This window comes from Abditibacteriota bacterium (assembly GCA_017552965.1).
In the GTDB taxonomy this organism is placed as follows: Bacteria; Armatimonadota; UBA5829; order UBA5829; family UBA5829; genus RGIG7931.
Map to the genome: position 1 here is coordinate 1 of JAFZNQ010000022.1, position 24,412 is coordinate 24,412.

Here is a 24,412-nt window from a genome sequence, read left to right on the forward strand (position 1 = left end):
GATCTCGGGGGAGGACCCGGTCCTCGGTCCTGACATAAAGACCAGATAAGAGCACGGACCGTTCCGAGGATGAAACAGTTTTCTTTACCTCGTGCCGTTCCACAGCTCGTTCAGGCAAGGGGGGCTTCCCCCCTTCGCATACCCCCCTTTTTTTCGTGGGTATTGCATATTTTGCCCCAGCGAAACTTTTTTCGCCGGGGACCCCGTACACACCCGCCCGGGTTGAACAGCTCGTCTCCGGACCACTCTCCTCGGGGCCCCCGCAAAATCGTTCAGATTTTGTGGGGTGAGAGCGACCGGGGCGGGCTGCCCTGCACCCGTCTGCGCCTCAGGTCTGCGCTCTGCGGCGGGGCAGAAAAGAAGCTGCATTTCTGCCTTTTCCGCCTTGCGCCTGACGGCGACGCTGGCCCTTCGGCTTGAGCAGGGGCTCTGCCCCTCCCACCCCGGCTTGTCCTTGGCGGACGATCGTCTCTCTTTCGACGAATAATGTTGTGTCGCTTTCGTAGATCGGAGATTATTGGGTAACGCTTTCTTTGAACGGAAGGAGTGCATCGGCAGGCGCTTCCGCGCCGCCACAAGGTCCATTATTAAGTCCCCGTCGGTCGCTCCCGCGACCGACGGGGACACATTTTCCGTGTCTTTGCTCTCCGGGTTACCGGCGGAGACGCCTGAGTGTCGGCGCGCCTCTATATGCTCATAAATTCGTCATAAAAGGCCTGCACGTCCCGGGTGATGCCGCCATTCACTGTGTAGATCATGTTGGGGCTCCGGAGGGCCCGGTGTATCTCCAGCGCGTCCTTGGGGGTGCAGAAAAGCTGCACTCCCACCCCGGCGTCCAGTATCTGCCGGTAGGTGTCCAGCCAATAGGTAGTGGTGTCCGAGGGGGCGCCGGCGCCGGGCACGTAGTTGATGGCTCTCAGCTTGGGCAGCCGCAGTATGTCCGGCAGCAGCCGGTTCACCGTGTAGCCGTCCAGATGGTAGATGGCGTGGTCCACCGCTTCCAGCTCTTTCTCCAGACAGGGAAACACGAATTCCCGGGCCTGGTCCGGGCCCAGCAGGGTGATGAAGTCGCAGTTCACTGTGGTGTATTTTGCTTCGCAAAACACGTTTACCCAGCAGGAGGTGCCGGTCTCGGCCATATTGCCTGCCCTGTAGAATATGTCAAAATATACCCCGTAGGCCTTGGCCGCCAGGTCCAGGGCCTGCTTTACCGTATCCGGGCAGGTCATCATGTCCATGGAGGCGTATACCGGGTCCCGCAGAGAGCAGACGGCGTCCCAGTTTGAGTGGTAGTCCAGGGTGCCTATGATCACTCTGCCGTCAAATTCCTCTGCCATCTCCCGGTGCATCTTCAGCATCTCTGCAAACATGGGGTTGTCCTTCTGCACCCGTATCATGGGGAGCAGCTCCTCCAGCTCTTCCTCGCAGCGCACGGACCAGCTGGTGCCGCTGCTGTCCTCCGAATACTCTATCTTCTGGCCCATAAAGCCGCAAAATTGGTCCGGGCCGAAGGACAGGTTCACCGCGGGCACCTCGTCTCCCACGAAATCCAGGCATTCCTCGTTGGCCCTCATGATATTTCGCGCATATTGTCTGTAGTCGTCGCCGGGCTTCTGGGGGTAGGGCATGTTCAGACGCAAAAAGTCCTCCACCTTGCCGTCCTTCAGGGCGGTGAGCCACAGCATGGGGGAGGTGTTTTTTCTCTCCCAAAAGTCGCTCCACCGCTGCCTTACAGCCGGCATGTCCGGTCTCATCAGTCGTTCTCCGCTCATTTGTGTCTCCTTGTTCGTGTGACCAATATGGTCACGGCGCCGGGTCTGACCGTCGTTTCCTTTACCGGCTCTCCTGCCGTCAGCGGCCTGCCGTCGGCAAAGACCGGAGTCCATTCTCCCCGGGGGAGGACAAAGGTCAGGGGCTCCGAAAACATATTGGCCGCCGCATACACCCGGCAAATATTATCGTTCTTTTCCCCGGGCTCCGTTTCGTATTCCCAGGCCAGGCTGTGAGAGGCCCAGGAATGGTCCGGCTTGCCGGGATGGGTGCCGTGCCACCGGAAGCGTTCTCCCGTCGGAGGACAGGCCTTTCTGAAGCCGGTCAGCCATCTGACAATGCCGGTCAGGTCCCGGGGCCCTCCCGGGGCGTCCCAGGGGAAGCGGCTCAGACGGTTGTCCTGGCAGTAGGTGTTGTTGTTGCCTTCCTTGGTGCGCAGCACCTCGTCGCCCATCAGCAGCATGGGCGTTCCCCGGGAGAGAAACAGCAGCGCGAGGGCGCTCACGGCTCTCAGCCTGCGCCGGGCCTCGGTCTCCGGGTCGGCGGGACCTTCGTGGCCCATGTTGCACGACAGGTTGTGGTCCGAGCCGTCCCTGTTGTCCTCTCCGTTCCTCTCGTTGCGCTTGGCGGTGTAGGTAAACAGGTCGTAGAGGGTGAAGCCGTCGTGGCAGGTGACAAAATTCACCGCCCCGCCGCCGGGGAATATGTGGCGGCTGCCCTCGATGCATTTGGCCATGTCGGCGCAGACGTCCTTTTCTTCCGTGAGAAAGCGTCTCGCCGTGTCTCTGAAAAAGCCGTTCCACTCGGCCCAGCCTCTCTGCTTCGCAAAGACGCCTGCCATATAGCCGCCTCCCGCGTCCCAGGGCTCGGCAATGAGCTTGCAGCCCTGCAGCGCCGGGCTTTCCGTAATGGCCCGGATAAGGGGGGCGTCCTCCCGGATGGCCCCGTCTGTATCTCTGGCCAGCACCGGGCACAGGTCAAAGCGGAAGCCGTCCACTCTGTACTCCGTCCGCCAGTATTCCAGGCTTCTCAGCACAAAGCGCAGGGCCTCCGGGCTGTTGCAGGACACCGTGTTGCCGCAGCCGGATATATTGGCCAGAGGCTCCGGAAAGTAATAGTCTCCCAGACCTGTAAACAGGGGGGCTTCCTTTTTGCCTCCCGTATGATTGTACACCACGTCCAGCCACAGCTCCATGCCCCGACGGTGCAGGGCCCCCGCCAGGCTCTTCAGCTCGGCCCGGGGGTCTCCGCCGGAATATGATGCCTTGGGGGCAAAGTAGCCCAGCGTGGCGTAGCCCCAGTAGTTCACCAGTCCGGCGCCGGTCTCCGGGTCCCTGTTGGGGTTGTCGCTCCGGTCAAACTCAAAGACGGGCAGCAGCTCCAGGGCCGTGACGCCCAGATCCTGCAGATAGTCCAGCTTATCTTCCAGGGCCGCAAAGGTGCCGGGGGCCTTCGCTCCCGGGTCGTCTGCCGTAAAGCCCTTTACGTGAGCCTCATATATCACCGTCTCTGCCATAGGGACCTCCGGGAAGGGGTCCTCCTGCCGGGGCCCTTCGTCGGGGAGGGCTATGGCGAACAGGGGACCGCCCTGTCTCTCGGGGTCGTCAAGGCCGGCGAAGGCCCGGGCGTATATGTCCGGGTATATGCCGTCCGGGGTGCCGTCGGGAAAGTCCTCGCACACAAAGGCGTATTCCGCCCCCGTCAGGTCCGCCCCCTCTATGAGTATGCTGCGGGAGCGGCCCGCCGCCCCGCATTCCATGGGTACTCTGAGCCCCGTCTCCCTCAGGAGCAGGCTGCATTTCCTGGCGGGCGTGACGCAGGTCACGTTCCAGCCCCGGGCCGTCCGTGTGACTCCCGGCAGGCTGTGGTCTCCCGGTCCCGTCTTCATCTGAGTAAAGTCCATATTATTGCGCCGGCTCCTCAAAGCAGGAGCGATAGACCCTCTCGTATTCCGCCACCGACTTGTCCCAGCCGAAGCGGCATTCCAGAGCGGCGCTCCTCAGGGCAGCCCATTCTTCGGGCTCCCGCTTGTATTTCAGATAGGCCCGCCACAGCTGCTCCTTCACCACTCCCGGGTCCAGAGAGTCAAAGACGAAGCCGTTGGGCGCTGCTGCGCTGCTGTCTGCGTCCGTCACCGTGTCGGAAAGGCCGCCGGTCCTGTGGACGAAGGGCAGGGCGCCGTATCTCAGGGCGATCATCTGTCCCAGACCGCAGGGCTCGTAGCGGGAGGGCATCAGGAACATATCCGAGCCTGCATACACTCTCCTGGCCATGGCCTCGCTGTATCTGGCTATATGGCGGACGGAGCGGGGGAAGTCGGCTGCGAGAGCGGTCATCATATCCTCGTATTCCCTGTCTCCCGTGCCCTGCGCTATGAATATAGCGTCGGAATAGGAAAGGAGGTCCCTCATGCCGTACATCAGAGCGTCAAAGCCCTTCTGCCTGCACAGCCGGGACACTATGCCCAGCACCGGGGCGTCGGGGGCCGCGTCTATGCCCAGACCGGCCAGCAGCTCCCGTTTGCACACTGCCTTGCCCTCCTGACGGTACCGGGAGAACCGGGCCGGCAGAGCCATATCCTGAGCAGGGTCCCACAGTCTGTAGTCCAGACCGTTGAGGATGCCTGTCAGGTCTCCCTGCCGCTTGCGCAGGATGCCGTCCAGCCCTTCGCCGAAGGAGGGAGTGAGTATCTCCCGGGCGTAGGTGGGGCTCACGGTGGTGATCTTGTCGGCAAAGGCTATGGCGCCCTTCATGAGATTGGCCTGACCGTAGTATTCCAGAGCGTCGGAGTTGAAGAGGCCCATGTCCAGCCCTGCGTCTCTCACGGTCTCCGGGGGAAAGACTCCCTGATAGCCCAGATTGTGGATGGTGAATATGCTCCGGACCTTCTTCCACACCGGGTCGTAGTCTGCCGCCGTCCTGATATACACCGGCAGCAGGGCCGTGTGCCAGTCGTGGCAGTGGACTATGTCCGCATACCAGTCCTGATTGACCATGTAGGCCATCACCGCCTTGCAAAACACGGTGAAACGGTGCCTGTCGTCGGGCTCGCCGTAGAGAACGCCCCTATGGAACAGGGAGTCACAGCACACCAGTACGGTCTTCACGCCGGGTATCCGGCCGCTCTCCATCAGGCTCATGCCTATATCCCGGCCCATGTGGTTCACCGTAAAGGGAGAGGAAGAGGCCCTGAAGCCGCTTTTGTCTATGCGGTCGTAGCCCGGCATCAGGATCCTTACCTCGTGCCCGGCCTTTGCCAGCTCCGCGGGCAGGGCCCCGGCCACGTCTGCCAGACCTCCCGTCTTGATAAAGGGCAGACACTCTGCCACTGCGAATAGTATTTTCATTTGAACAGCCCGCCCCCTATGATACTCATGAGCTTTTCCATCCTGTAGCCGGACTTCTCTGCCGCTTTGCCGAGCCGCTCCGAGAGCTGGTCCGCCATACGCAGCAGGGTCCCGGCGTCCGGGCGCTCTTCTTCCAGGATGATCACTCTCCCGGTGGCATGCATGAGCCTCCGCAGAAAGTCGAAGGCTTCCCGGTTGAACCACACTACGCCTCCGTATCTGTTCAGCTTCAGGGCTTTGCCGGCGTCGTCCCGGGACAGCAGGTCCGTCAGGGCCTCTGTCAAGCTGCCGCCGCCCAGCCGCACCGGGTCGGTCCAGTCCTCATGGCGGATGCACAGCTCCACAGCCCGGATCACGTCTCCGGCGCCAAGGCCCGGCTCTCCGCAGGAGAGGAGCCCGGTCCACAGATACTCCGGCGCCCATTCCTTCAGCAGGGCGGCGGAGGCTGCCGGGTCGTGTATGCCGTAGCGCAGGCTGCCCAGATGCCGGAAGCAGAGCCACATGATCAGGGCGCCCGTGAGAGCGTCGTCTCCCTCATAGGCGGCTTTGTCCGCCTGCAGGCAGGCCGCCGTCCGGGCCATCAGGGCTCTCGTCCCGTCGAGGTGCTCCCGGCCGCCCTGATAGTCCGCTGCCGTGGCAGTCAGCTCCGACAGCTTGTCCATGAGGGCCTCGGGGGACGCTCCGGGAGCCGTCAGGTCCGCCGGGGACACGGATTCGGTGAAGCGCTGTATCAGCTCCCGCACGGGCCCCAGTCTGATGCCTGCCAGGTCCGCTTCCACCGACTCTGTGCCTCTGCCCTGCAGACTGTCCGTCAGCATGGCGTAATGGGAGAACTCGTTGTCCCTCACCTGTCTGAAATCTGTGAAGACCGCATATTTGTATGCCTTCAGCGAGACCCGGAAGCCTCCTTCGGCCAGGTCTCTGTATCTGACTATATATTCCCGGCCGCTGATCATATCCCTGTATATCACGTAGCTGTCCGGGTCATGAGCGAGGCCCAGCCCCTCGGTGACGCTGCAGGTCCCGAGAGCGCCGGTCTCCTTGTTCTTCACCGGGCAGGACTCTCTCACTGCTCCCTCCGTCTCACCGTAGCGGTTGTTGAAGACTACCAGGGCCGCCTCGCCGCCCGCCTTGTTGGTGTAGGCAAACACGTTCTCGTCCGCGCCGCCAGCCGTCTCGAAGGTGTAGAGCCGGAAGCCGCCGGAGCCCGCAAACAGGCTCCTCCGCTTCAGCAGAGGGAATATCTCCCGCTCGTGCCTGGCTGCCAGACCTTCGTCCGGCGACTCGTCATAGTAGGGACGGGCGTATTCCATGCCGTATTTTTCCGTGAGCCCCTCCGTCTGACCGTGGGCAAACATGGGCAGCCCGGGCATGGTGCACATGAGCACGCAGGCGCCGAAATACCGGTCGTCCCGGCCAAATTGCTCCACGGCGGTCTTTTCGTCCGGGTTGGACATAAAGTTCACGTAGCGCTCCAGTATCTCCGGGTCAAACTCCAGAGTCTTCCTTATGAGCTCTCTGTATTTGGCGTTGTCCCCGTCCCGCAGCATGTTCATAAAGGCCGAGTTGTACACCCGGTGCATGCCCAGGGTGCGGACAAAATAGCCCTCCAGCAGCCAGAAGGCCTCCGCCAGCAGCAGGGTGTCGGGAGCCTCTGCGGCCACCCGGTCCACCACGCTGCGCCAGAACTCTTCGGGAAACACGGCGTCGAACTCCGCCTTTGACAGGCCCCGGGCGGACCTGGTGGGGATGTCTCCGCCGGTGCCGGGCTCCGGATACCACAGCCGCTGAAAATGCTTTTTGGTCAGGGTCATGGCCGCGTCGAAGCGTATCACCGGAAACTGCCGGGCCACCCGGATGATGGTGTCGCTGACATACTGCCGTACCTCCGGCTTCAGGTAGTCCAGCTGGGCCGTGTCGTTCCAGGGCATGCCCGTGCCGTCGTTGCCGTGATAGATATACCGCTCCCGGCCGGTGGAGTAGTCCCTGTATTTGAACACCACCGCCGCGTCGGTCCGGTCAAAATAGTGGTCTTCCAGAAACACTCCGTAGCGGTCCGACCCGGAGAGGCTCTCTCCGGAGAAGGTATAGTTGGGGTAGGGGCAGCTGTCCGTCTGCAGATAGTAGTCCGGATGCTCCACCAGCAGAGGGGAGTCCAGAGAGGTGTGGTTCGGCACCATGTCCGAGGCCAGCCTGATGCCCAGGGCCGCCGCGTTTCTTTTGAGGGCTTCCAGAGCCTCGTCGCCGCCCAGGACGCTGCTCACCGTGTAGTTTCGGATGCTGTAGGCGGAGCTGTCCGCCTCCGGGTTGCCGCTCCAGCGCTTGATGGTCCGGGAGGCCTCGCCTCTGTCCCACAGGCCTATGAGCCACAGGGCGTTGAAGCCGGACCGGGCCAGGCTCTCCAGCTCCTCGGTGGGTATCTGGTCCAGCCTCTCTATGGGGCGGTCGTATTTGCGGGCCAGCTGCCACAGCCAGACCCGGGCGTTCTTGGCTATCATCACCACCCGGGGCATCCAGCCGGCGTCCCGGGAATAGTTTTCCTCACCGGCGAGAAACACGTCTTCGCCGTAGGATGGGACCAGCGCCTCTCCCGGACTGTCGGATGCCGGGGGACGGGTCTCCTCCCTGTAGTAGTCCAGGGCCCGGAGTATGGTCTCGGCAAAGTCGCCTATGACGGCTCCAAAGGCGTTTTGGTAGGCGGTCAGCTGTCCCGGCAGAGAGTCGGGGCTCAGCCGGGAGCCGTAGGAAAGGATGTCCGCTATGCTGTATTCGGCGCCTCCGGTCACGGTCCGGGGCCGGCGGCTTTCGCCCTGCAGGGACTCGGCGGCGCTGCCGGCGGTCAGGTCCGTGTCAAAGAGCAGCCTGATGCGGGAATAGGCGGGGTTGTCCAGGGCAAAGGACACCATCAGCAGCCCCAGAGCGCAGTCCGCCTCCGAGGCGGCCTCGGCCAAAAAGCTGCCGGGGGACTCTCTCTTCCTGAATACTTCTTCCGGCGGGAACTGCCGGACGTATGCCGTCAGCAGCTCCTTCGCTCCGTGAGAGCCGGCCCGGGCGGTCCAGCCCGCCAGCAGCTCCCGGCCCGCGGAGGGGAAAAGGCGTTTCAGAAGGGTCAGCTTCAGGGCCTCCAGCAGGCCTGCCAGATATATTTCCGACCCGGACAGACCGGCGCCGGTCTCCCTGTTCAGGGCAAATGCGGCGTCCGCCGCTTCGTCGGCGGAAAAGAAGGCTCTGCCCCGACTGTCAAAGACCCGGTCGGGGGCTATATTCTTTTGTCTCAGCTCTCCCGTGACGTGGAGGCCGGCAATGATGTTCATGGATCCACCCCGCTTAATATGATCACTATTATTATATCATAAGGCCGGGGCAGGGCACAATAAAGGCCTGCCCCGAGCTCCCGGAGGAGTGAAACTCTTTCGGTCCCAAAGGAGTATAATAAAGTGAAAGAGCTCATCGCTCGTCAATTTTTACAAGGAGCCTGTGATATGGAAGTCAAGGTCAAAGGAAAGAATCTCACTGTGGCCCCCGGGTTTCAGGAGTATCTGGAGAAAAAGCTGGCAAAGCTGGAAAGACACTTTTCGAAGATCAAGTCCGCCGACGCCCTGCTGACGAAGAACAGGGATACCTACACTCTGGAGGTCACTCTGGAGGGGGACAACGTGATCCTCAGAGGCGAGCAGAAGAACTGTCCCGACACCCGCGCCTGCGTGGACGAAGTCATAGACAAGCTGGACAGCCAGGCAAACAGATTCAAGGGCAAGAAATACGGACGCAAAAAGAATCTGGGCAAAAAGAAGAGAGACGAGGAAAAGGAGAATATCTACATCCAAAACACCGAGAATCCCGGCGTCGTCAAGACCAAGGCTTTCGAGATGCCGCCCATGTCCGTGGAGGACGCTGTGGAAAATATGGAGCTGGGCTCCCACACCTTCTATATGTTCCTCAATGAGGAGACAGGCAAATACACCGTGATATACAAACGAGCCGATGATGACGATTACGGCATCATAGAGCCGAAATGACCACCGCATACGAGCCGCCGGCGGACCCCTGGGGTCCGCCGGCGGCGTTTTGCGTAGGGCTACCGTCCCCAGCCGTTGATGTTCTGCTGTTTGAGCGCCTCAAAGGCGGGTCTGGGGTCCCCGTTGCCCCTCATGATGCCGTAGGTGTAGTCCGCCGGGTCGCCTCCCAGCTCCTCTATCTCCTCCTTGCCGCCCTCGCTCTCGGCTCTGTATTGGAATATGAAGCAGATCTCATACAAGCCGCAGTCCCTGTTCAGCCGGGCCAGCTCCGTCAGATATTCCGCCTGTATGCGGTCAAACTCCTCCAGACTGTCCGGCTTGCCCCAGGCGGCTATGTAGGATCCGGCCTCCGTGCCGAACTCAGTGTTCCATATGGGCTTTTCTCCGTCGCCGTAGCGCTCCATGACCTTTTGGGCGTCCAGGCCCCGATTGACGAAGCTCCAGGCCAGGGGCATGCCGTAGGTGTGGATGTTCATCACGTCAAAGTAGCCCTTGCCGCCCGCTTTGTAGACCCCTTCCATAAAGGGGGTCACGTCCCCGGCGACTCCTCCCAGGACTACCGTGGCCCGGGGATTGGCCTTCTTGATGGCGGGATAGGTCACCTTCAGCATCTCGGCGTAATAGCGGCCTCTCGCTTCGACGGGTATCCGGGGATCCTTGGCCCCGAAGACGTCCGTGAAGGCTACGTCCATCTCGTTCCACAGCTCCCACCGCAGGACCTTGGGCCAGCGGGTGGCGCACATGGTCATGAATTCGGCGTAGTCCCTGTAGGCCTGCCCCCGGTCGGCAAAGGAGACGAAGTCCGGGTTCTCGTGGACCACCACCAGAGGGGAGATGCCGGCGTCGGTCAGCAGGCCGAAGGCCCGGTCAAAGCCTGCCAGGGCTTCTTCGTCCAGGACTCCCTTTTCCTTCTCCACCGTGTTCCACCACAGGGTGGTGCGGACGGAGCGTATCCCCAGGGCCTTCATGTCCTCGATGGCTTTTTCGTCAATTACGTGGATGCCTATGCCCAGCTCGGGTGGACGGGCCTCCCGGACCGTGACCTTGCCCTTGTAGTCCGTGACGGAGTATCGGGCGGGCGGGGTCTTCTCACGCAGGTATTCCATATTTTTCTCGTAGTCCGCCGCGACCTTCTGCCAGCCCTGAGCCCAAAGACCGGCTGCCGCAGCCGTCAGCAGTAATATTACAAATATACGTGTCATTTGACAAAACGACCTCCTGTGTGTTATAATAAAAGTACAGTACTTTACTGTATTTTGCAGGTGACAAAGCCACGCTTTGCAAGAGGGAAGACGGTACAAAGCCGTCGCGGGCCCGCCGCTGTGATCGGGGACGAAGCCGCCAAACAGCCCACTGGCGTCAGCCGGGAAGGGGGCGGCAGAGGACGAACCGAGAGCCAGAAGACCTGCCTGCAGAATAGATGTTGCATCTTCTATGGCAAAGATGACGGGAGATAAGAAAGCCTGCCGGCTTTCGGGGTCTTTGGCTTGGCAACATCGCCGGCGTCCTCCAAAGCCGGTCAAAGATATAGGGAGCGCAGCGCCAACTGCGCCCCCTTTTTTTAGTCTCCGTAGGCTTCCAGCTCCAGGAGCCTGGGGCCTGTCTCTGCGTCGGGCTGTACGAACTCAGCCCTGAAATACTCCGCTTCCACCGGCTCGGGCAGCTCGAACTCAAATCTTTCCCTGAAGGCCCAGGGCGTGGTGTCCTCGAAAATGATCTCCTTCAGGCTGTCCGGGGCGCTCCCCGCCAGCAGTCTGAAGCTCTTGATGGACCTGTTCAGGGACTCCGAGTCGCTCCTGAGGGTCAGCACCACTCTTTTTATCCGGGTCGGCTTCACTGTCCGGAAGTCCACGTAGTGGACAAAGTCTTCCGCAGCGTTTCCGAAGAGGGCTGCGGAGGGCTCCACCTCGGAGCTTTCGCTGCCGAACAGGTCGTTGATGTTGGACTTGGGGTGCATGGGCGACGAGTCCGTGATCTCTATGCCCGGCAGCCGGAACAGGTTGTGCCGGGTGTATTTTACCTTGTCCGGGTGCTGCAGATGGTATTTCATGAGGGCAAAGAACTCGTAGGGCCCCAGAAACACTGCGTCGGGGTTGCCCTTCTTCACCTCTTTCATATAGGCCTGCTGCTTCTCCGGCTTCCACTGGATATTCCGCAGATAGAGAAAAGACAGCTCTCCCCGCCGGAATTCGGCTATGCGGGAGGCGTCGTCGAACTTGTTGCCGTCGGCCATGGTCTTGTAGGGCATAACGTCCTTGTAAAGGCCCGTGCTCGCGGGCAGCTTTTGGCCGGCGATGCCGTCCGGGGAAAAGTCCATATAGGCGTCAAAGAGGGCCTCGGTCATCTGAGGCGCGTGGCCGTCTATGATGAAGCCGGTGATGGAGATGTCAAACCGGTCGTACCACTTCTTGCAGTGACTGTACCACTTGTCCGAGCCGTCCGGGAGCCCGGAATACTTTCTCGGCTCCGCCAGAGAGCCCGGGTTCAGATAGCCGGCTCCGGAGTCTCCCGCCACAAAGCTGTCGAACTGGCTGGCGTTGCGCCTCATGTAGTCCATGCCAAAGGCAAAACGCCTGGCAAGGGTGGGGTTGACAGCCCAGCCCAGGGGTATCCTGCCCCGGATGGGGTCGTCCCACATGGAAGGCAGCTTTTGGTAGAGCCAGGCGGAGGAGTCGTAGTCCCCCACGTATATGCAGGTGTAGTTGGCCGCTATGACGTCGCCCGCCGGGTCTATGATGCCCATGCCCCGCAGAGTGTTTTCGTCTGCCTTGGGCTGGGTGTATTTTTCCCGCAGGGGATATTGGCTGAACACGGAGGCGTTGGCCATGTCAGAGGAGCCCAGAGCGTCGGCGTCCATGTAGCAGTTGTAGTTCGAGAGCAGCTCCGCGTGGTGCCACTCGGTCTCCACAGCGCCGTGGGAGCCTCCCGCCAGCCGGGACTCGGTGTATTTCAGATTCCAGGGAGTGAAGCCCGATATCTGCACCATCTCTCCCTTTGCCTGTCCGTATTGGGAGAGGAGTATCTCCCTGAAGGTCTCAAAGTCCGTGCCGGGAGCCTGCTCCGGGTCGTCGATGGGCGACTCGTCGTCCCACACGTCCAGGTCAAAGACAAAGCCTTTCCTGGCTATCTGAAAATCCAGATTCACCAGGGTGGAGTTGGAGAGGGACCGGGCCTCAGGGGCCTTGACGAAATAGTAGTCTATGTAGTAGCCCATATCCGTTGCGGAGCAGCGCCCCTTGTCCAGATAGTTGATCTTGGCCCAGATGTAGGCGTCGCACTTGGCGGAGCCCGTGGACTTCCGTTTGGTGCCGGGGATCGTGCCCTTGCCCGTGAACATGCTGGTGCCGTCCCGGTTCAGGAGCCACCTTACCGGCTTCAGGGTCCCGGAGAGGACCAGACGGGTGTAGAGAGAGTCCGGCGCCGGGTCGTAGCGCACCGGCAGCAGGTCCTCGGCTCCGGCCACAGTGGCGGCCACGCAGCTGGTGGCGGCTACCGCCGGGTCGTATATGACCGCGCCCTTGTAGCAGTCCTTGTGGCGCCTCAGCAGCTCTTCGGGGCTTTTCAGTGTCACCAGCTCTGCGCCTGCCATCCAGGAGTTGCGCTCCGTCATCTTGTCCAGCCAGTAGGTATCGGCGTCCATCCAGATGACATACACTGACGGCTCCTTTCTGTTGGCCAGCCCCTGCAGGGCGCTGACCAGAAACACCTCGTCCCAGCCCTTCTGCAGGCTCTCGGGCGTGCCGTCCAGACTGCTGCGGACGTGCAGCAGGTCATAGACGTCCAGGCTTGCGGGGGCGCCCCACAGGGCTCCGGAAAGGATCGTGAGTATGATAAGGAGTATGTATCTCGTCTTCATAGGCTAAAAGGTCTGCTGTCCGTTCTCATAATACTGCTTCATGATGCGGAAGAAGGAGTAGGGCTCCATGATGACTGCCTGCTCCCTCATGTTCCTCAGGAATTCCAGATAAAAGTTCTTCTGTTCCTCGGGCTTCCACAGGATGTTGCGCAGCAGGACGAAGTTGATCTTGCTTTTGTCTATGCCGGCAGCCAGCTCGGGCACGCTGGTGGATTTATCCAGAGCGCCCATGGACTTGTAGGGCATCTTGTGCTTCCAGACTCCCTCTCCGGAGGGCAGCTTTTGCCCGCCGATGCCGTCGGGAGCGATCTCGGCATATACGTCAAAGAGCTCGTCGGTCATCTTGGGGGCAAAGCCGTCTATGACAAAGCCCACGCAGCTGATGTCGAAGATGTCGAACCACTTCTTGCAGTGATCTCTCCACTTGTCCACTCCCGAGGGCAGCCCGGAGAACCTGCGGGGCTCTGCCAGAGAGCCCGGGTTCAGATAGCCGGCTCCGTTGTCGCCTGCCACAAAGGAATCGTTGTCCGTGGCGGTCTTTCTGAAATAGTCTATGCCAAAGGCAAAGCGCAGGCTCAGATTGGGGTTGATGGCCCAGCCTATGGGCACCTGTCCCCGGACCGGGTCCTCCCAGATGGAGGGCATGTTCTGATACAGCCAGGCTGCAGAGTCGTAGTCTCCCACGTAAATGCACAGATAGGTGGTCTTTTTCACCCGCCCCTGAGAATCTACGTAGCCCAGCTCCTGCAGGTCCTCTATGGAGTTCTTGCGCTGGGGATATTTCTTTTCCAGAGGGAACTGGCTGAACACCGAGGCGTTGGTCATGTCCGAGGCGCCTATGGCGTCGGCGTCCATGTAGCAGTTGTAGTTCGAGAGCAGCTCCGCGTGGCGCCACTCCGTGTCCACGTCGCCGTGCTGGCCCATGGCCCCGGCGGTCTTGGTGTATTTCATATTCCAGGGGGTGAAGCCGGACACCTGCACCATCTCGCCCTTGGCCTGGGTGTACTGGGACAGGAGTATCTCCTTGAAGGTCTCCATGTCCAGTCCCTTTTTCTGGTCAGGGTCGTCTATGACGGCCTCGTCGTCCCAGGGCCCCAGGTCAAAGACGAAGGCCTTGTGCATGATCTGAAAGTCCTGATTCACCAGTGTGGCCAGATTCAGGCTCTTGGGGTCTGCGTGGAGGGCGAACCAGTAGTCTATGTAGTAGCCCATGAATTCCTTGGAGCAGAGGCCCTTGTCCAGATAGTTGATCTTGGCCCAGATATATGCGTCGCACTTGGCAGAGCCCGTGGAGTCCCGGTCGGTGCCGGGTATCTTGCCTTTGCCCGTGAACATGCTGGTGCCGTTCTGATTCAGGAGCCATTTTCCCACTCTCAGCTTCGGTCCCTTGGGGTTCAGGACCAGCCTGTAATACAGGGAGTCCTCCGAGGTGTCGTAGCGGATGGGAGCCAGGTCCTCCACTCCGGCGATGGTGGAGGCTATGCAGCTGGTGGCCGGGACCGCCGGGTCATAGACCACCACGCCCTTGAAGAGATGGCCGTATTTGCGATACAGCTCCGAGAAGTTGGGCACCGTGGTAAAGCGGGTCTTGGCCAGCCATTCGTCGGGAGCCCGCATCTTGTCCAGCCAGAACTTGTCCGTGCTGCCCTTGTCGCCCTTGTAGAGGTAGTAGAGCCTGGGCTCCTCCCTGTTGGCTATGCCCTGCAGGGCCACCAGAAAATGCATCTCGTCCCAGCTTTTGATGAGCTCCTCCCGGGAGCCGTCAAGCCGGTCTGAGAGATAGGTCAGGTCAAATATATCCATTTTGGCCGGAGCGCACAGGGCCGGCAGGACACAGACGCCTGCCACCGCCAGCGCGGCAAGAATGGTCACAAAGAGCTTTTTCATTCTGCTTCTCCCTTGATAAAATACTTCATGAGTCTGAAAAAGGCGTAGGGCTCCAGAAACATGACGTCTCCCTCCATTTCCCGGGTGACGTTTGCCATGTATTCCTCCTGGGCCTCGGGCATCCAGAGTATGTTGCGCAGCATGGTAAAGGTGACCTCGCCCCGCTTCAGGTTGCGGCAGACCTCCTTGTATCTGGCGGGGTCCTGACCGTCCTCCATCACTATGTAGGGCAGCTTGTCATACACGCCCCATTTGGAGGGCAGCAGCTGGCCGCCTATGCCGTCGGGCGCTATGTCCGCGTAGAGCTCCAGCAGCTCGTCGGTCATCTTGGGGGCAAAGCCGTCTATGACAAAGCCCACGCAGCTGAGGTCAAAGATGTCAAACCACTTCTTGTTGTGCTCCCGCCATTTCTCCACTCCGGAGGGCAGCCCGGAAAACCGGCGGGGCTCCGACAGGGCACCTGGATTCAGATAGCCGGCTCCGTTGTCGCCTGCCACAAAGGTGTCGTTTGCCGTGGCCGTCCTTCTGAAATAGTCCATGCCAAAGGCAAAGCGCAGGCTGAGATTGGGATTGAGGGCCCACCCCAGAGGCACGGCCCCCCGCTTGGGGCTCTCCCATATGCGGGGCATGTTCTGATACAGCCAGGCGGCGGAGTCGTAGTCTCCCACGTAGATGCTGACGAAGTTGGTCTTTTTTACCTGTCCGTCCTCGTCTATGGCTCCCATCCGCTTCAGGTCTTCCAGGTCCGACTTGGGGGTCTCGTAGCGCTCCCGGAGAGGACACTGACAGAACACCGAGGCGTTGGTCATGTCCGAGGAGCCTATGGCGTCCGCGTCCATGTAGCAGTTGTAATTGCTGAGCAGCTCCGCGTGGCGCCACTCCGTGTCCACGTCCCCGTGCTGGCCCATGGCCCCGGCTGTCCGGGTGTATTTCATATTCCAGGGGGTGAAGCCGGATATCTGCACCATGTTGCCTCCGGACTGGAGATACTGGGACAGCAGCAGCTCTTTGAAGGTGGCCAGGTCCAGCCCGGGCTCCTGCTCGGGGTCGTCGATGACCGCCTCGTCGTCCCAGACTCCCAGGTCGAACACAAAGCCCTTGTGCATCACCTGAAAGTCAATGTTGGTGAGAGTGGCCAGATTCAGGGAAGGGGATTTGGTCAGGCCGGTGAAGGCGTAGTCTATGTAGTAGCCCATGAACTCTTTGGAGCAGAGGCCCTTGTCCAGATATTTCATCTTGGCCCAGATGTAGGCGTCGCATTTGGCAGAGCCCGTGGAGGGACGGCAGGTCCCCGGGATGATGCCCTTGCCCGTGAACATGGGGGAGCCGTCGGCGTTCAGGAGCCTCTTTTTTACGTTCAGCTTCTTGGTGAGCATGGAATACACCGAACCCGGATCCGGATCGTAGCGCACCGGCGCCAGGTTCTCCACCCCGGCGATGGTGGTGGCCACGCAGCTGGTGGCGGGCACGTTGCCGTCGTAGAGCACAATGCCGTCAAAGACGGAGATGAATTCCTCCAGCAGGGAGTTGAAGGAAGGTATCTGCACTATGGGCTCCTTTGCCAAAAAGGCTCCCTCCTCCGTCATCTTGTCCAGCCAGAACCGGTCCAGGCTGCCGGGCTTGCCTCCCCTGAGGCTCTTGTACAGATAATACAGCTGGGCTCCGTTCCTGTTGGCCAGCCCCTGCATTGCCGAGAGCAGATGCAGGGTGTCCCAGGCCTTTTTCAGGGACTCCCGGTTCAGGTCTTTGTCCAGATAGGTGATGTCAAATACTTTCATGTGGTGCTTCCTTTTATCAATGTCAGCTCCTTCTCCAGAAGGAGGATGCCCTCCAGAGCGCTTTCGGGAGCGCAGAGGGTGTTGGCCCTTTCGCCCCTGATCACGGAGGCAAAGTATTCCAGCTCGCTCACGTAGGCGTTTTGCTTCGGGATCGCCGGAGTCAGAGTCTCTTTGCCGGGCAGATACACGGTGACCGAGGGGTCGGCGCCCTCTCTGTAGATCACGGTGGCGTCTTCAAAATAGGCCTCCCAGGCCATTTTCCAGGGGGCGTGGGACACCCAGCTGCCCCTGACGAACACCGCAGTGTCCGGATACTGCAGGGTCAGGCAGGCCTCGTCTATGCCTCCGGTCTTGCCGTAGGCTCCGGCGGCGCCTATGCGCTCCGGACTGCCCAGGACCCAGCGGACCCAGTCCACGTCATGTATGTGCAGGTCGGTGGCGGCTCCGCCCGAGAGCTCCGAGTCCAGGAACCAGTCCGCCCAGTGGGGGTATTTGCTGATGCGTTCCAGGCTCAGCATCTTCAGGCTGCCGTAGGTCTTGTCCTTTATGAGGGACTGCAGATAGACGTATTCCGGCCAGAACCGGATGCACTGACCCGTCATCAGCTGCTTGCCGGATCTGCGGGCGGCGTCGATCATATTTTTGCAGGCGCCGGAGGTGAGGCTCATGGGCTTTTCGCAAAAGACGTGGACTCCCGCCTCCAGACCCATGACCGTCAGCTCCTCGTGGACGCAGGTGGGAGCGATGACCAGCAGCAGGTCCGGCTCCTCCCCGGCCAGCATATCCCGGAGGCATCCGTAGGTCCGGGCGCCGCTCACGTCAAAGCCCCCCTTCTTCCGGGGATCGGGCTGCAGGGCTTCGGGTCTGGGGTCGCAGACCGCCGTCAAAACTATATCCTTCATGCCGGCTATGTTGTCCGCGTGCATGTGTCCCAGGCTGCCGTAGCCTGCCATACAGGCTCTTAACACTGTGTGACTCCTTTCCGTATGTATTCTCGATAACATTATAGCATAACCAAATGAGATTATTAAATGATTGTGCTATAATAGATATAGAAAAAACTTTTTATCCAGCGAGGAGACGTATATGAAGGCAGGAGTCAGCTCATACAGCTTTGGCCCGTATTTTCAGAAGTATTCGAAGAAGGAACTGGCGGCAAAGGCCCGGGCAATAGGCTTTGAGGCCATAGAGTTCGCCGGCCTGGGCATCGCAGGCGACCGGCAGCAGCTGCTGGACGAGGCGGCGGAATGGAAGGCCGTGTGCGCCGGAGAGGGACTGGAAATATCCGCCTACTGCATAGGTGCGGATCTGCTCAATCCCAGAGGAGGCTCCCTGCAGGGAGAGGTGAAGGCCCTGTGCGACGAGCTGGATATAGCCAAAGCCCTGGGCGTCGGCAAGATGCGCCACGACATTACCGGCGGGGCGGGGGACCTGTCCCTGATGCACTTTTTCCGGGTCCTTCCCACACTGGTGGAGGGCGTGAGAGAGGTCACGGGCTACGCCAAAAGCCTGGGCATAAAGACCATGTTCGAGAACCACGGCTACTTCATGCAGAATTCCGAGCGGTGCCGGGCCCTCATCGAAGAAGTGGCCGACCCCAACTTCGGCGCCCTCATAGACATAGGCAACTTCAGCTGCGCCGACGACAACAACGCCGTGGCCGTCAAGAGGATGCTGCCCTACGTGTTTCACGTCCACGCCAAGGACTTTTATCTGAAGCCCTTCTATGAAGAAGGCTCCTACGAGGGCTGGTTCGCTTCTTCCAACGGCACCCACATCTGCGGCGCCGTGCTGGGAGAGGGAGACGTCCCCGTCAAGGCCATATTTGACCTGATCAAGGCAGCCGGCTACGACGGCGCCGTGTCCCTGGAATACGAGGGTCTGGAGGACCACATAGAGGGCGTGACCAGAGGCTGCAAGAACCTCAGAGAGCTCATAGGGTAAGCTGCATGAACGTGACCCTTCTGCTCGTATGCCTGCTCATGAGCGGCGTATATTTCAGCAGTCTGAAGCCGGTGGAGGACCGGTGCAAACGCATCAGCGAGCTGCAGCTATTTACGGCCTGCTTTTCCCTGCTGGCCTGTCTGGGCTCGGTGGTGCCGCCCCTGGTGACCGGAGGCAGTCTGTATATCCCCCTGTCCGGGGTGCTGACGGCCCTGGCCTTTGGCGTGTTCTTTTCACTGTGCGTCTTTACCAATCTGAAGGCCCTCAGCGAGGGACCTCTGTCCCTGACCAGCCTCATAGTGAATTTCAGCCTGGTGTTTCCGGTGATCCACGCCTTTGTGTTTCTCCGGGAGGACGTGACCGGCTTCAGGATCGCAGGCATATCCCTCTTCGTGGTGTGCATGCTGATCTTTTCCAATCCGAAGCTGTCCGGCGAAAAGAAGATGACCGCAGCCTGGTTCTGGATAGCCTTCTTTTCCATGGTCTGCAACGGCATACTGGCCGTCATGGGCAAGGTGTACGCCATGGCCACCAACAACGAATATGCCTCCGCCTTTCTGGGGCTGGGCTACTTTTTCTCGGTCATAGTGTCCCTCATCATCTTTGCGGGCCTGCTGAAGACCGAGAAGCCCCGGGGCTTTTCGGCCCGGCAGTTTTTTACCCCCTCCATGTACGGCTTCATCCTGCTGGCGGGAGCCAGCAACTTCATCATGAACTACATAGTGGTGCTGCTGGCTACCAGGATGGACGGCTCCATCGTCTATCCCGTGGTCATGGGCGGCGGCCCGGTGGTGGCCACCATCGCCGCCCGGGTGGTCTTTAAGGAAGAGCTGAACCCCCGGAAGATCTTTGGCATCCTGCTGGGAGTGGCGGCCATTATCCTGCTGAATCTGTAACGAAAATATTAATAGGGAGATGTGTATATGAACAATCGGTTTTTGACGAGAAGGGAGCTCCGGGCTCTCCTTCTGGTGTGGCTGATGCTGGCGGCGGTCTCCGCCTGGGGCGCCGCAAAGGACATAGTGGTCGTCTTTACCAACGACACTCACTGCGGCATCACCGACGGCATGGGTATTGCGGGAGTGGCCGCCTACAGGGATTACCTGGCGTCCAAAAAGAACACCTGGGTGACCCTCGTGGACTGCGGCGACGCGGTGCAGGGGGACGTGATAGGCTCCGTGTCCAAGGGGCACGCCATCATAGAGCTCATGAACTCTGCCGGCTACGACTACGCCGTGCTGGGCAACCACGAGTTTGACTACGGCATGATCGTGCTGGACGAGCTGATGGACGAGGCCAAGGCTCAGTATCTGGGCTGCAATATCACCTACACGGGCAACAGCGAGAACATGCTGGACACCCTGAAGCCCTACGTCATCAAAAAATACGGCTCCACCAAGGTGGCCTTTATAGGAGCCACTACCCCCGGCTCCATAGCTTCCTCCACCCCCGTGTATTTTATGGAGGACGACGTCTTTGTCTATGACTTCAAGGCGGGGAACACCGGACAGGACCTGTATGACTGCATACAGGCCAACGTGGACAAGGCCCGGAAGGAAGGGGCCAAATACTGCGTGCTGCTGTCCCATTTGGGCGACACTCAGGACTGCGCTCCCTATACCTCCGTGGAGGTGATACAGAACACCACCGGCCTTGACGCGGTACTGGACGGCCATTCCCACAGCGTCATACCTTGCCGGGTGATACCTGACAAGGAAGGCAAGAACGTGGTCCTGTGCTCCACGGGCACCAGATTTGCCAACATAGGCCAGCTGACCATCACCGCCGCCGGCAACGTGATGGTGGGACTGGTCTCCGATTACAGAGACAAGGCTCCTCAGGTGGTCCAGGCGGTGGACAAGGTCAAGGCCGACAACGACAAGCTGCTGGGTCAGCCCGTAGCCGTTATAGAGAAGGCTCTGTCCGACTCGGACGACGGCGGACACAGGCTGGTGCGGTGCAGAGAGACCGGACTGGGCAATATGATAGCCGACAGTTCCCGGGATCATTTCGGCGCCGATATCGCCCTGATGAACGGCGGCGGCATCAGAAAAGGCATCCCCGAGGGACAGGTCACCTACGGCAGCATCCTGGCGGTGATGCCGTTCGGCAATACCCACTGTATGATCAGCGCCACGGGCCAGCAGATACTGGACGCTCTGGAAATGACCTCCATGTTTACTCAGAAGGAATACTTTGACGGCAAGGATATAGTGGGCGAGTTCGGAGCCTTCCTGCATCCTTCCGGCCTGAAATACACCATCGACACCTCTGTGCCTACCTCCGTGAAGACCGACAGCAACGGCATGTTTGCGGGAGTCGGCGGCGCCCGGAGAGTCAAGGACGTGATGGTGGAAAAGGACGGAGGCTGGGTGCCCATCGACCCCGCCGCTGTCTATAAGGTGGCGGGCACCAGCTACACCCTGCTGGAATCCGGCGACGGCGTCAGCGTGTTCGCAGACTGCGAGCGCCTGGCCGACGACGGCATTCTGGACGTGGAGATACTCATGGACTTCATCAAAAAGCTGGACGGCAAGCTGGACAGGTATTACGCCCCCGAGGGCAGGATCACTGTAGAGTAGCGGTATGAAAGCCTTTGGACAAAAGACCTGGCTCATCCCGGATACCTTTCTCCACTCCGTTTCCCGGAGCGAGGAGGACAAGAGCCATGAAGCCATCTGCGTCCTGAACACCGGGACCCGGGACGCCATCATCAAGCTGACCCTGTTCTTTGAGGACAGGGAGCCCTGCCGGGATTTTTCCGCCCGTTGCGGCGCTATGAGGACCCATCACATACGCATGGACCGGCTGAGGACAGCCGACGGCAGGGGCATCCCTGTGGATACCCCCTACGCAGTGCTGGTGGAGTCCGACGTGCCCATAGTGGTCCAGTACAGCCGTCTGGACACCTCGGCGGCCGAAATGGCGCTCATGACTACCATCGCCTTTGGGGTGGATTAGTCTCGTTTGGACCGGGTCTCCCCTGTCCTGGAGATGGGGGAGACCGGAAGAATGCGCGATACGCGCGGAGGTTTTTATGGAAGAAAGAATATACAGGATAGTGGATCCCAACAATGGGGAAGGCATGCTCTACACACTGGGGCAGCTGGAACACTTGAAGAACAACGGCAAGATCAACGCCGACACTCTCATCAAACGCGAGGGAGAGCAGGGCACCATGCCCGCAGGAGCCCTTTTTGACTTTGACGCGCCCCTTTCGGAATGGGGCAGACCGGACACCACGGTGAATATACTGGGGATCGTGTCGGTGGTGCTCATCTTCTTCTTGCCTCTCGCCGGTCTGGTGACCAGTATCGTCGGGCTCCATTTTGCCAATCAGAGAAAACAAAACAGAAACATGCTCATCGCGGCTCTCATCATCAACGCCATACTGGTGTTCATATCCTTTGCGCTGATGGCCATCATGTTTGTCATCTTTGGCAAAACGGCCGGCTGGGACGTGTTTTTCCACAACGTTCCCCACGTAAAATGGATCTGACGGAGTTTTACACCGCTTCCCGGGAGCCCAGACCCGTGAGGCTCTCCGGGGCGACCCGCCTGTTCGCCCGGGAGTCTCTGGAGGGCAAATACGGCCTGCTGACCCGCAAGACGCCTGCCATGGAGCTGGGCGACAGGGCAGAGGGGCTTTCCGCGGACGGGCTCTATGACCTGGCAATAGGGGAGATAGCCGCCGGGGCCCCTCTGCGCATATGCGACGGGGAGCTCATATCCGGCGCCGCCACCCTGGGGGCCGCTATAGACCACTACGTTCCGGTCACCGTAAAGGGCAGCCCGGTCCTGCATTCCGTGAGCCATCTCACAGTGGATTTTGAGACGGTGCTCCGGAAGGGCGTGGACCACATAGACGCCTCTGTTGACGAGGCCCTCTCCCGGCTCGACCGGGACAGGCATCCCTTTTTGCTGAGCTGCCGCAACGTCATTGACTCTCTGAGGGTGTGGCGCGGAAGGTATCTGGAAGCCCTGGAGGGCAGGGAGGGATACGAGAAGACTCGCGACCATCTGTCCCGGGTGCCCTTTGAGCCGGCCCGCACCTTTCACGAAGCGGTCCAGAGCCTCTGGTTCACCTTCGCGTTCCTGCGTCTCTGCGGCAACTGGCCCGGCATAGGCCGGCTGGATATGCTGCTGGGACCCTATCTGGAAAAGGACCTCTCCGAGGGACGCCTGACCATGGAGGAAGCCAGAGAGATACTGGCCCATTTCTTCATCAAGGGCTGCGAGTGGATCACCGGCTCCTCCAACGGCAGCGGAGACGCCCAGCACTATCAGAACATCCTGCTGGGAGGCATACTCCCCGACGGCTCCCGGGCGGAAAACGCCGTGACGGAGCTGGCGCTGGATATACTGGAGGAGCTGAATATAGGGGACTTTCCCACCTCTTACAGAGTGAGCGCCCGGACGGACCACCGGATGCTCCTCAGATTGGCCAGGGTCATCAGACACGGGGGAGGCACCCTGGCAGTATATAACGAGGACGCAGTCATCGGGACCCTTGCCGAATACGGCTATCCCCTCGACGAAGCCCGCCGCTTTGCCAACGACGGCTGCTGGGAAATGCAGGTGCCGGGCAAGACCTTTTTTGCCTACATCCCCTTTGACGCTCTGGAGATACTCCAGAAGAAGACCCTGAAGAGCTACGCCGAGCCCTTCCGGGGCAGCTTTGAAGAGCTGAAGCAGGCCTACTATCGGGACCTGGGGGAGAGAGTGGGGGATATCTGCCGCAGTCACGCCGCAGTGTGCCCCGACGGCCGGTGGCGAAGGTCCATACCCTGCGCCGCGGTGTCCGTGTTCGAGCAGGGCTGCATAGAAAAGGGCCTGTCCTATCTGGAGGGCGGTCCCATATACAACGTCATATCCCCCCATCTGGGTGGTCTGGCAGACGCGGCGGACAGCCTCTATGCCATCAAAAAGCTGGTGTATGACGATAAGGCTGCCACCATGGAAGAGCTTTGCCGGGCCCTGCGGGAGGACTGGGAAGGCTGTGAAGTACTGAGAGCAAAGGCCCAGGCCCTGAAGTACTATGGCAACGACAATCCCGAGGCAGATGACATAGTCCGGGAGATACTCCGGGCCTTCGCAGACGCCTGCGCAGAGCATGACGGCACCTGCGGCTACCGTTTCCCGCCCGGGGTCAGCACCTTTGGCAGACAGCTGGAATGGGCGCCAAACCGTCTGGCCACTCCCCACGGCCGCAAAAAAGGCGCCGTGCTGGCGGGCAACGCTTCCCCCTGTCCCGGCACGGACAAAGAGGGGACCACGGCCCTCCTTACAAGTTACTGCCGCTGCGACCTTTCCCGCATGGTCACAGGCGCCGCCCTGGACCTGCGCTTTGACCCGGATACGGTCAAGGGTGAAGAGGGACTGGAGGCCATAGCCGGCCTCATAAAGGCCTTTGCGCTGATGGGCGGCTGCTTTATGCAGCCGGATATAGCGGACAGAGAAGTGCTCGCGAGAGCCATGGAACACCCCGAGGAATACAAGACCCTGTCCGTGCGGGTGTCCGGGTGGAACGCCAGATTCGTGACGCTGAACAGAGAATGGCAGCAGATGGTCATGGATTCCCGGTAGGGAACAGATAAGAATCGGGCGCATCGGCAGGCGCTGCGCGCCCGCCGATGCATGTGTTTTTTGTCCCCGTCGGTCGCTCCCGCGACCGACGGGGACGCTTTTCCCGGGCGCTTTATTGCTCTCTTGACCGTGGCCGGGGCGTCTCCCTGTGTTGGACATCCTCTCCGCCGCGCGGACCATCTATGAAAGCTCTTCATAGCCCCGCGATACGGCCCCCCCAACGGC

Annotated in this window: 16 protein-coding genes and 1 riboswitch; of the genes, 7 read left to right on the plus strand and 9 right to left on the minus strand. The window is 60.4% G+C overall.

Features of this window, described 5'->3' with window-relative positions; genetic code table 11:
• Positions 1-686: 686 nt before the first annotated feature.
• Genes IK083_02955 through IK083_02970 form a run of 4 tightly spaced genes read right to left on the minus strand, consistent with a single transcriptional unit; the run spans position 687 to position 8,431 of the window.
• Complete coding sequence (locus IK083_02955) at positions 687-1,772, minus strand: hypothetical protein (protein ID MBR4748516.1); 1,086 nt, start codon at positions 1,770-1,772, stop codon at positions 687-689.
• On the minus strand, positions 1,769-3,673 hold the full coding sequence (locus tag IK083_02960) for a glycogen debranching enzyme (GenBank protein ID MBR4748517.1): 1,905 nt from the start codon (positions 3,671-3,673) through the stop codon (positions 1,769-1,771). Before IK083_02960 ends, IK083_02955 begins: the two co-directional genes overlap by 4 nt.
• Before the next feature lies 1 nt (position 3,674).
• A complete protein-coding gene (locus tag IK083_02965) occupies positions 3,675-5,117 on the minus strand; it encodes a glycogen synthase (protein MBR4748518.1) in 1,443 nt (480 codons plus the stop codon).
• A complete protein-coding gene (locus IK083_02970) occupies positions 5,114-8,431 on the minus strand; it encodes an alpha-amylase (GenBank protein MBR4748519.1) in 3,318 nt (1,105 codons plus the stop codon). Before IK083_02970 ends, IK083_02965 begins: the two co-directional genes overlap by 4 nt.
• Positions 8,432-8,599: 168 nt before the next feature.
• Between IK083_02970 and raiA the strand changes: the two genes are divergently transcribed.
• Positions 8,600-9,136 carry a ribosome-associated translation inhibitor RaiA gene (raiA, locus tag IK083_02975; protein MBR4748520.1) on the plus strand — a complete coding sequence of 179 codons (537 nt, stop codon included), beginning with the start codon at positions 8,600-8,602 and terminating at the stop codon, positions 9,134-9,136.
• A gap of 59 nt (positions 9,137-9,195) precedes the next feature.
• Here raiA and IK083_02980 read toward each other — a convergent pair whose 3' ends face one another.
• From IK083_02980 to IK083_03000, 5 genes are all read right to left on the minus strand, one after another.
• Positions 9,196-10,338 (minus strand): cellulase family glycosylhydrolase, encoded by a 1,143-nt coding sequence (locus tag IK083_02980; GenBank protein ID MBR4748521.1) that lies wholly within the window; start codon positions 10,336-10,338, stop codon positions 9,196-9,198.
• A gap of 41 nt (positions 10,339-10,379) precedes the next feature.
• Positions 10,380-10,564: riboswitch (cobalamin riboswitch) on the plus strand.
• A 133-nt stretch (positions 10,565-10,697) separates the two neighbouring features.
• Positions 10,698-12,992 carry a hypothetical protein gene (locus IK083_02985; protein ID MBR4748522.1) on the minus strand — a complete coding sequence of 765 codons (2,295 nt, stop codon included), beginning with the start codon at positions 12,990-12,992 and terminating at the stop codon, positions 10,698-10,700.
• 3 nt (positions 12,993-12,995) lie between these two features.
• The gene (locus tag IK083_02990) at positions 12,996-14,879 is read right to left on the minus strand and encodes a hypothetical protein (GenBank protein ID MBR4748523.1); all 1,884 of its coding nucleotides are present in this window, start codon (positions 14,877-14,879) and stop codon (positions 12,996-12,998) included.
• Positions 14,876-16,657, minus strand: coding sequence for a hypothetical protein (locus IK083_02995; GenBank protein MBR4748524.1), 1,782 nt, complete (start codon positions 16,655-16,657; stop codon positions 14,876-14,878). The genes IK083_02990 and IK083_02995 overlap by 4 nt, the downstream gene beginning before the upstream one ends.
• A complete protein-coding gene (locus IK083_03000; protein MBR4748525.1) occupies positions 16,654-17,625 on the minus strand; it encodes a Gfo/Idh/MocA family oxidoreductase in 972 nt (323 codons plus the stop codon). Before IK083_03000 ends, IK083_02995 begins: the two co-directional genes overlap by 4 nt.
• A 118-nt stretch (positions 17,626-17,743) precedes the next feature.
• Here IK083_03000 and IK083_03005 point away from each other — a divergent pair, with 118 nt between their 5' ends.
• The 6 genes from IK083_03005 to IK083_03030 all read left to right on the plus strand — a co-directional run bounded on the left by IK083_03005 (position 17,744) and on the right by IK083_03030 (position 24,187).
• Positions 17,744-18,601: a sugar phosphate isomerase/epimerase gene (locus IK083_03005; GenBank protein ID MBR4748526.1), complete on the plus strand. Its 858-nt coding sequence runs from the start codon at positions 17,744-17,746 to the stop codon at positions 18,599-18,601.
• Between the two features lie 5 nt (positions 18,602-18,606).
• Positions 18,607-19,497, plus strand: coding sequence for a hypothetical protein (locus IK083_03010; protein ID MBR4748527.1), 891 nt, complete (start codon positions 18,607-18,609; stop codon positions 19,495-19,497).
• Between the two features lie 27 nt (positions 19,498-19,524).
• Positions 19,525-21,183, plus strand: coding sequence for a bifunctional metallophosphatase/5'-nucleotidase (locus IK083_03015; GenBank protein MBR4748528.1), 1,659 nt, complete (start codon positions 19,525-19,527; stop codon positions 21,181-21,183).
• Positions 21,184-21,187: 4 nt separating this feature from the next.
• Positions 21,188-21,562 carry a hypothetical protein gene (locus tag IK083_03020; protein MBR4748529.1) on the plus strand — a complete coding sequence of 125 codons (375 nt, stop codon included), beginning with the start codon at positions 21,188-21,190 and terminating at the stop codon, positions 21,560-21,562.
• 76 nt (positions 21,563-21,638) lie between these two features.
• Positions 21,639-22,100 carry a hypothetical protein gene (locus IK083_03025; protein ID MBR4748530.1) on the plus strand — a complete coding sequence of 154 codons (462 nt, stop codon included), beginning with the start codon at positions 21,639-21,641 and terminating at the stop codon, positions 22,098-22,100.
• Positions 22,091-24,187, plus strand: coding sequence for a hypothetical protein (locus tag IK083_03030; GenBank protein ID MBR4748531.1), 2,097 nt, complete (start codon positions 22,091-22,093; stop codon positions 24,185-24,187). Before IK083_03025 ends, IK083_03030 begins: the two co-directional genes overlap by 10 nt.
• The last annotated feature ends 225 nt before the right edge of the window (positions 24,188-24,412 follow it).

What these genes read in the sequence shown, in the direction of transcription:
- IK083_02955 (MBR4748516.1), bottom strand. Translation starts at nt 1,772, where the DNA reads ATGAGCGGAGAACGACTGATGAGACCGGACATGCCGGCTGTAAGGCAG.
- IK083_02960 (MBR4748517.1), bottom strand. Translation starts at nt 3,673, where the DNA reads ATGGACTTTACTCAGATGAAGACGGGACCGGGAGACCACAGCCTGCCG.
- IK083_02965 (MBR4748518.1), bottom strand. Translation starts at nt 5,117, where the DNA reads ATGAAAATACTATTCGCAGTGGCAGAGTGTCTGCCCTTTATCAAGACG.
- IK083_02970 (MBR4748519.1), bottom strand. Translation starts at nt 8,431, where the DNA reads ATGAACATCATTGCCGGCCTCCACGTCACGGGAGAGCTGAGACAAAAG.
- raiA (MBR4748520.1), top strand. Translation starts at nt 8,600, where the DNA reads ATGGAAGTCAAGGTCAAAGGAAAGAATCTCACTGTGGCCCCCGGGTTT.
- IK083_02980 (MBR4748521.1), bottom strand. Translation starts at nt 10,338, where the DNA reads ATGACACGTATATTTGTAATATTACTGCTGACGGCTGCGGCAGCCGGT.
- IK083_02985 (MBR4748522.1), bottom strand. Translation starts at nt 12,992, where the DNA reads ATGAAGACGAGATACATACTCCTTATCATACTCACGATCCTTTCCGGA.
- IK083_02990 (MBR4748523.1), bottom strand. Translation starts at nt 14,879, where the DNA reads ATGAAAAAGCTCTTTGTGACCATTCTTGCCGCGCTGGCGGTGGCAGGC.
- IK083_02995 (MBR4748524.1), bottom strand. Translation starts at nt 16,657, where the DNA reads ATGAAAGTATTTGACATCACCTATCTGGACAAAGACCTGAACCGGGAG.
- IK083_03005 (MBR4748526.1), top strand. Translation starts at nt 17,744, where the DNA reads ATGAAGGCAGGAGTCAGCTCATACAGCTTTGGCCCGTATTTTCAGAAG.
- IK083_03010 (MBR4748527.1), top strand. Translation starts at nt 18,607, where the DNA reads ATGAACGTGACCCTTCTGCTCGTATGCCTGCTCATGAGCGGCGTATAT.
- IK083_03015 (MBR4748528.1), top strand. Translation starts at nt 19,525, where the DNA reads ATGAACAATCGGTTTTTGACGAGAAGGGAGCTCCGGGCTCTCCTTCTG.
- IK083_03020 (MBR4748529.1), top strand. Translation starts at nt 21,188, where the DNA reads ATGAAAGCCTTTGGACAAAAGACCTGGCTCATCCCGGATACCTTTCTC.
- IK083_03025 (MBR4748530.1), top strand. Translation starts at nt 21,639, where the DNA reads ATGGAAGAAAGAATATACAGGATAGTGGATCCCAACAATGGGGAAGGC.
- IK083_03030 (MBR4748531.1), top strand. Translation starts at nt 22,091, where the DNA reads ATGGATCTGACGGAGTTTTACACCGCTTCCCGGGAGCCCAGACCCGTG.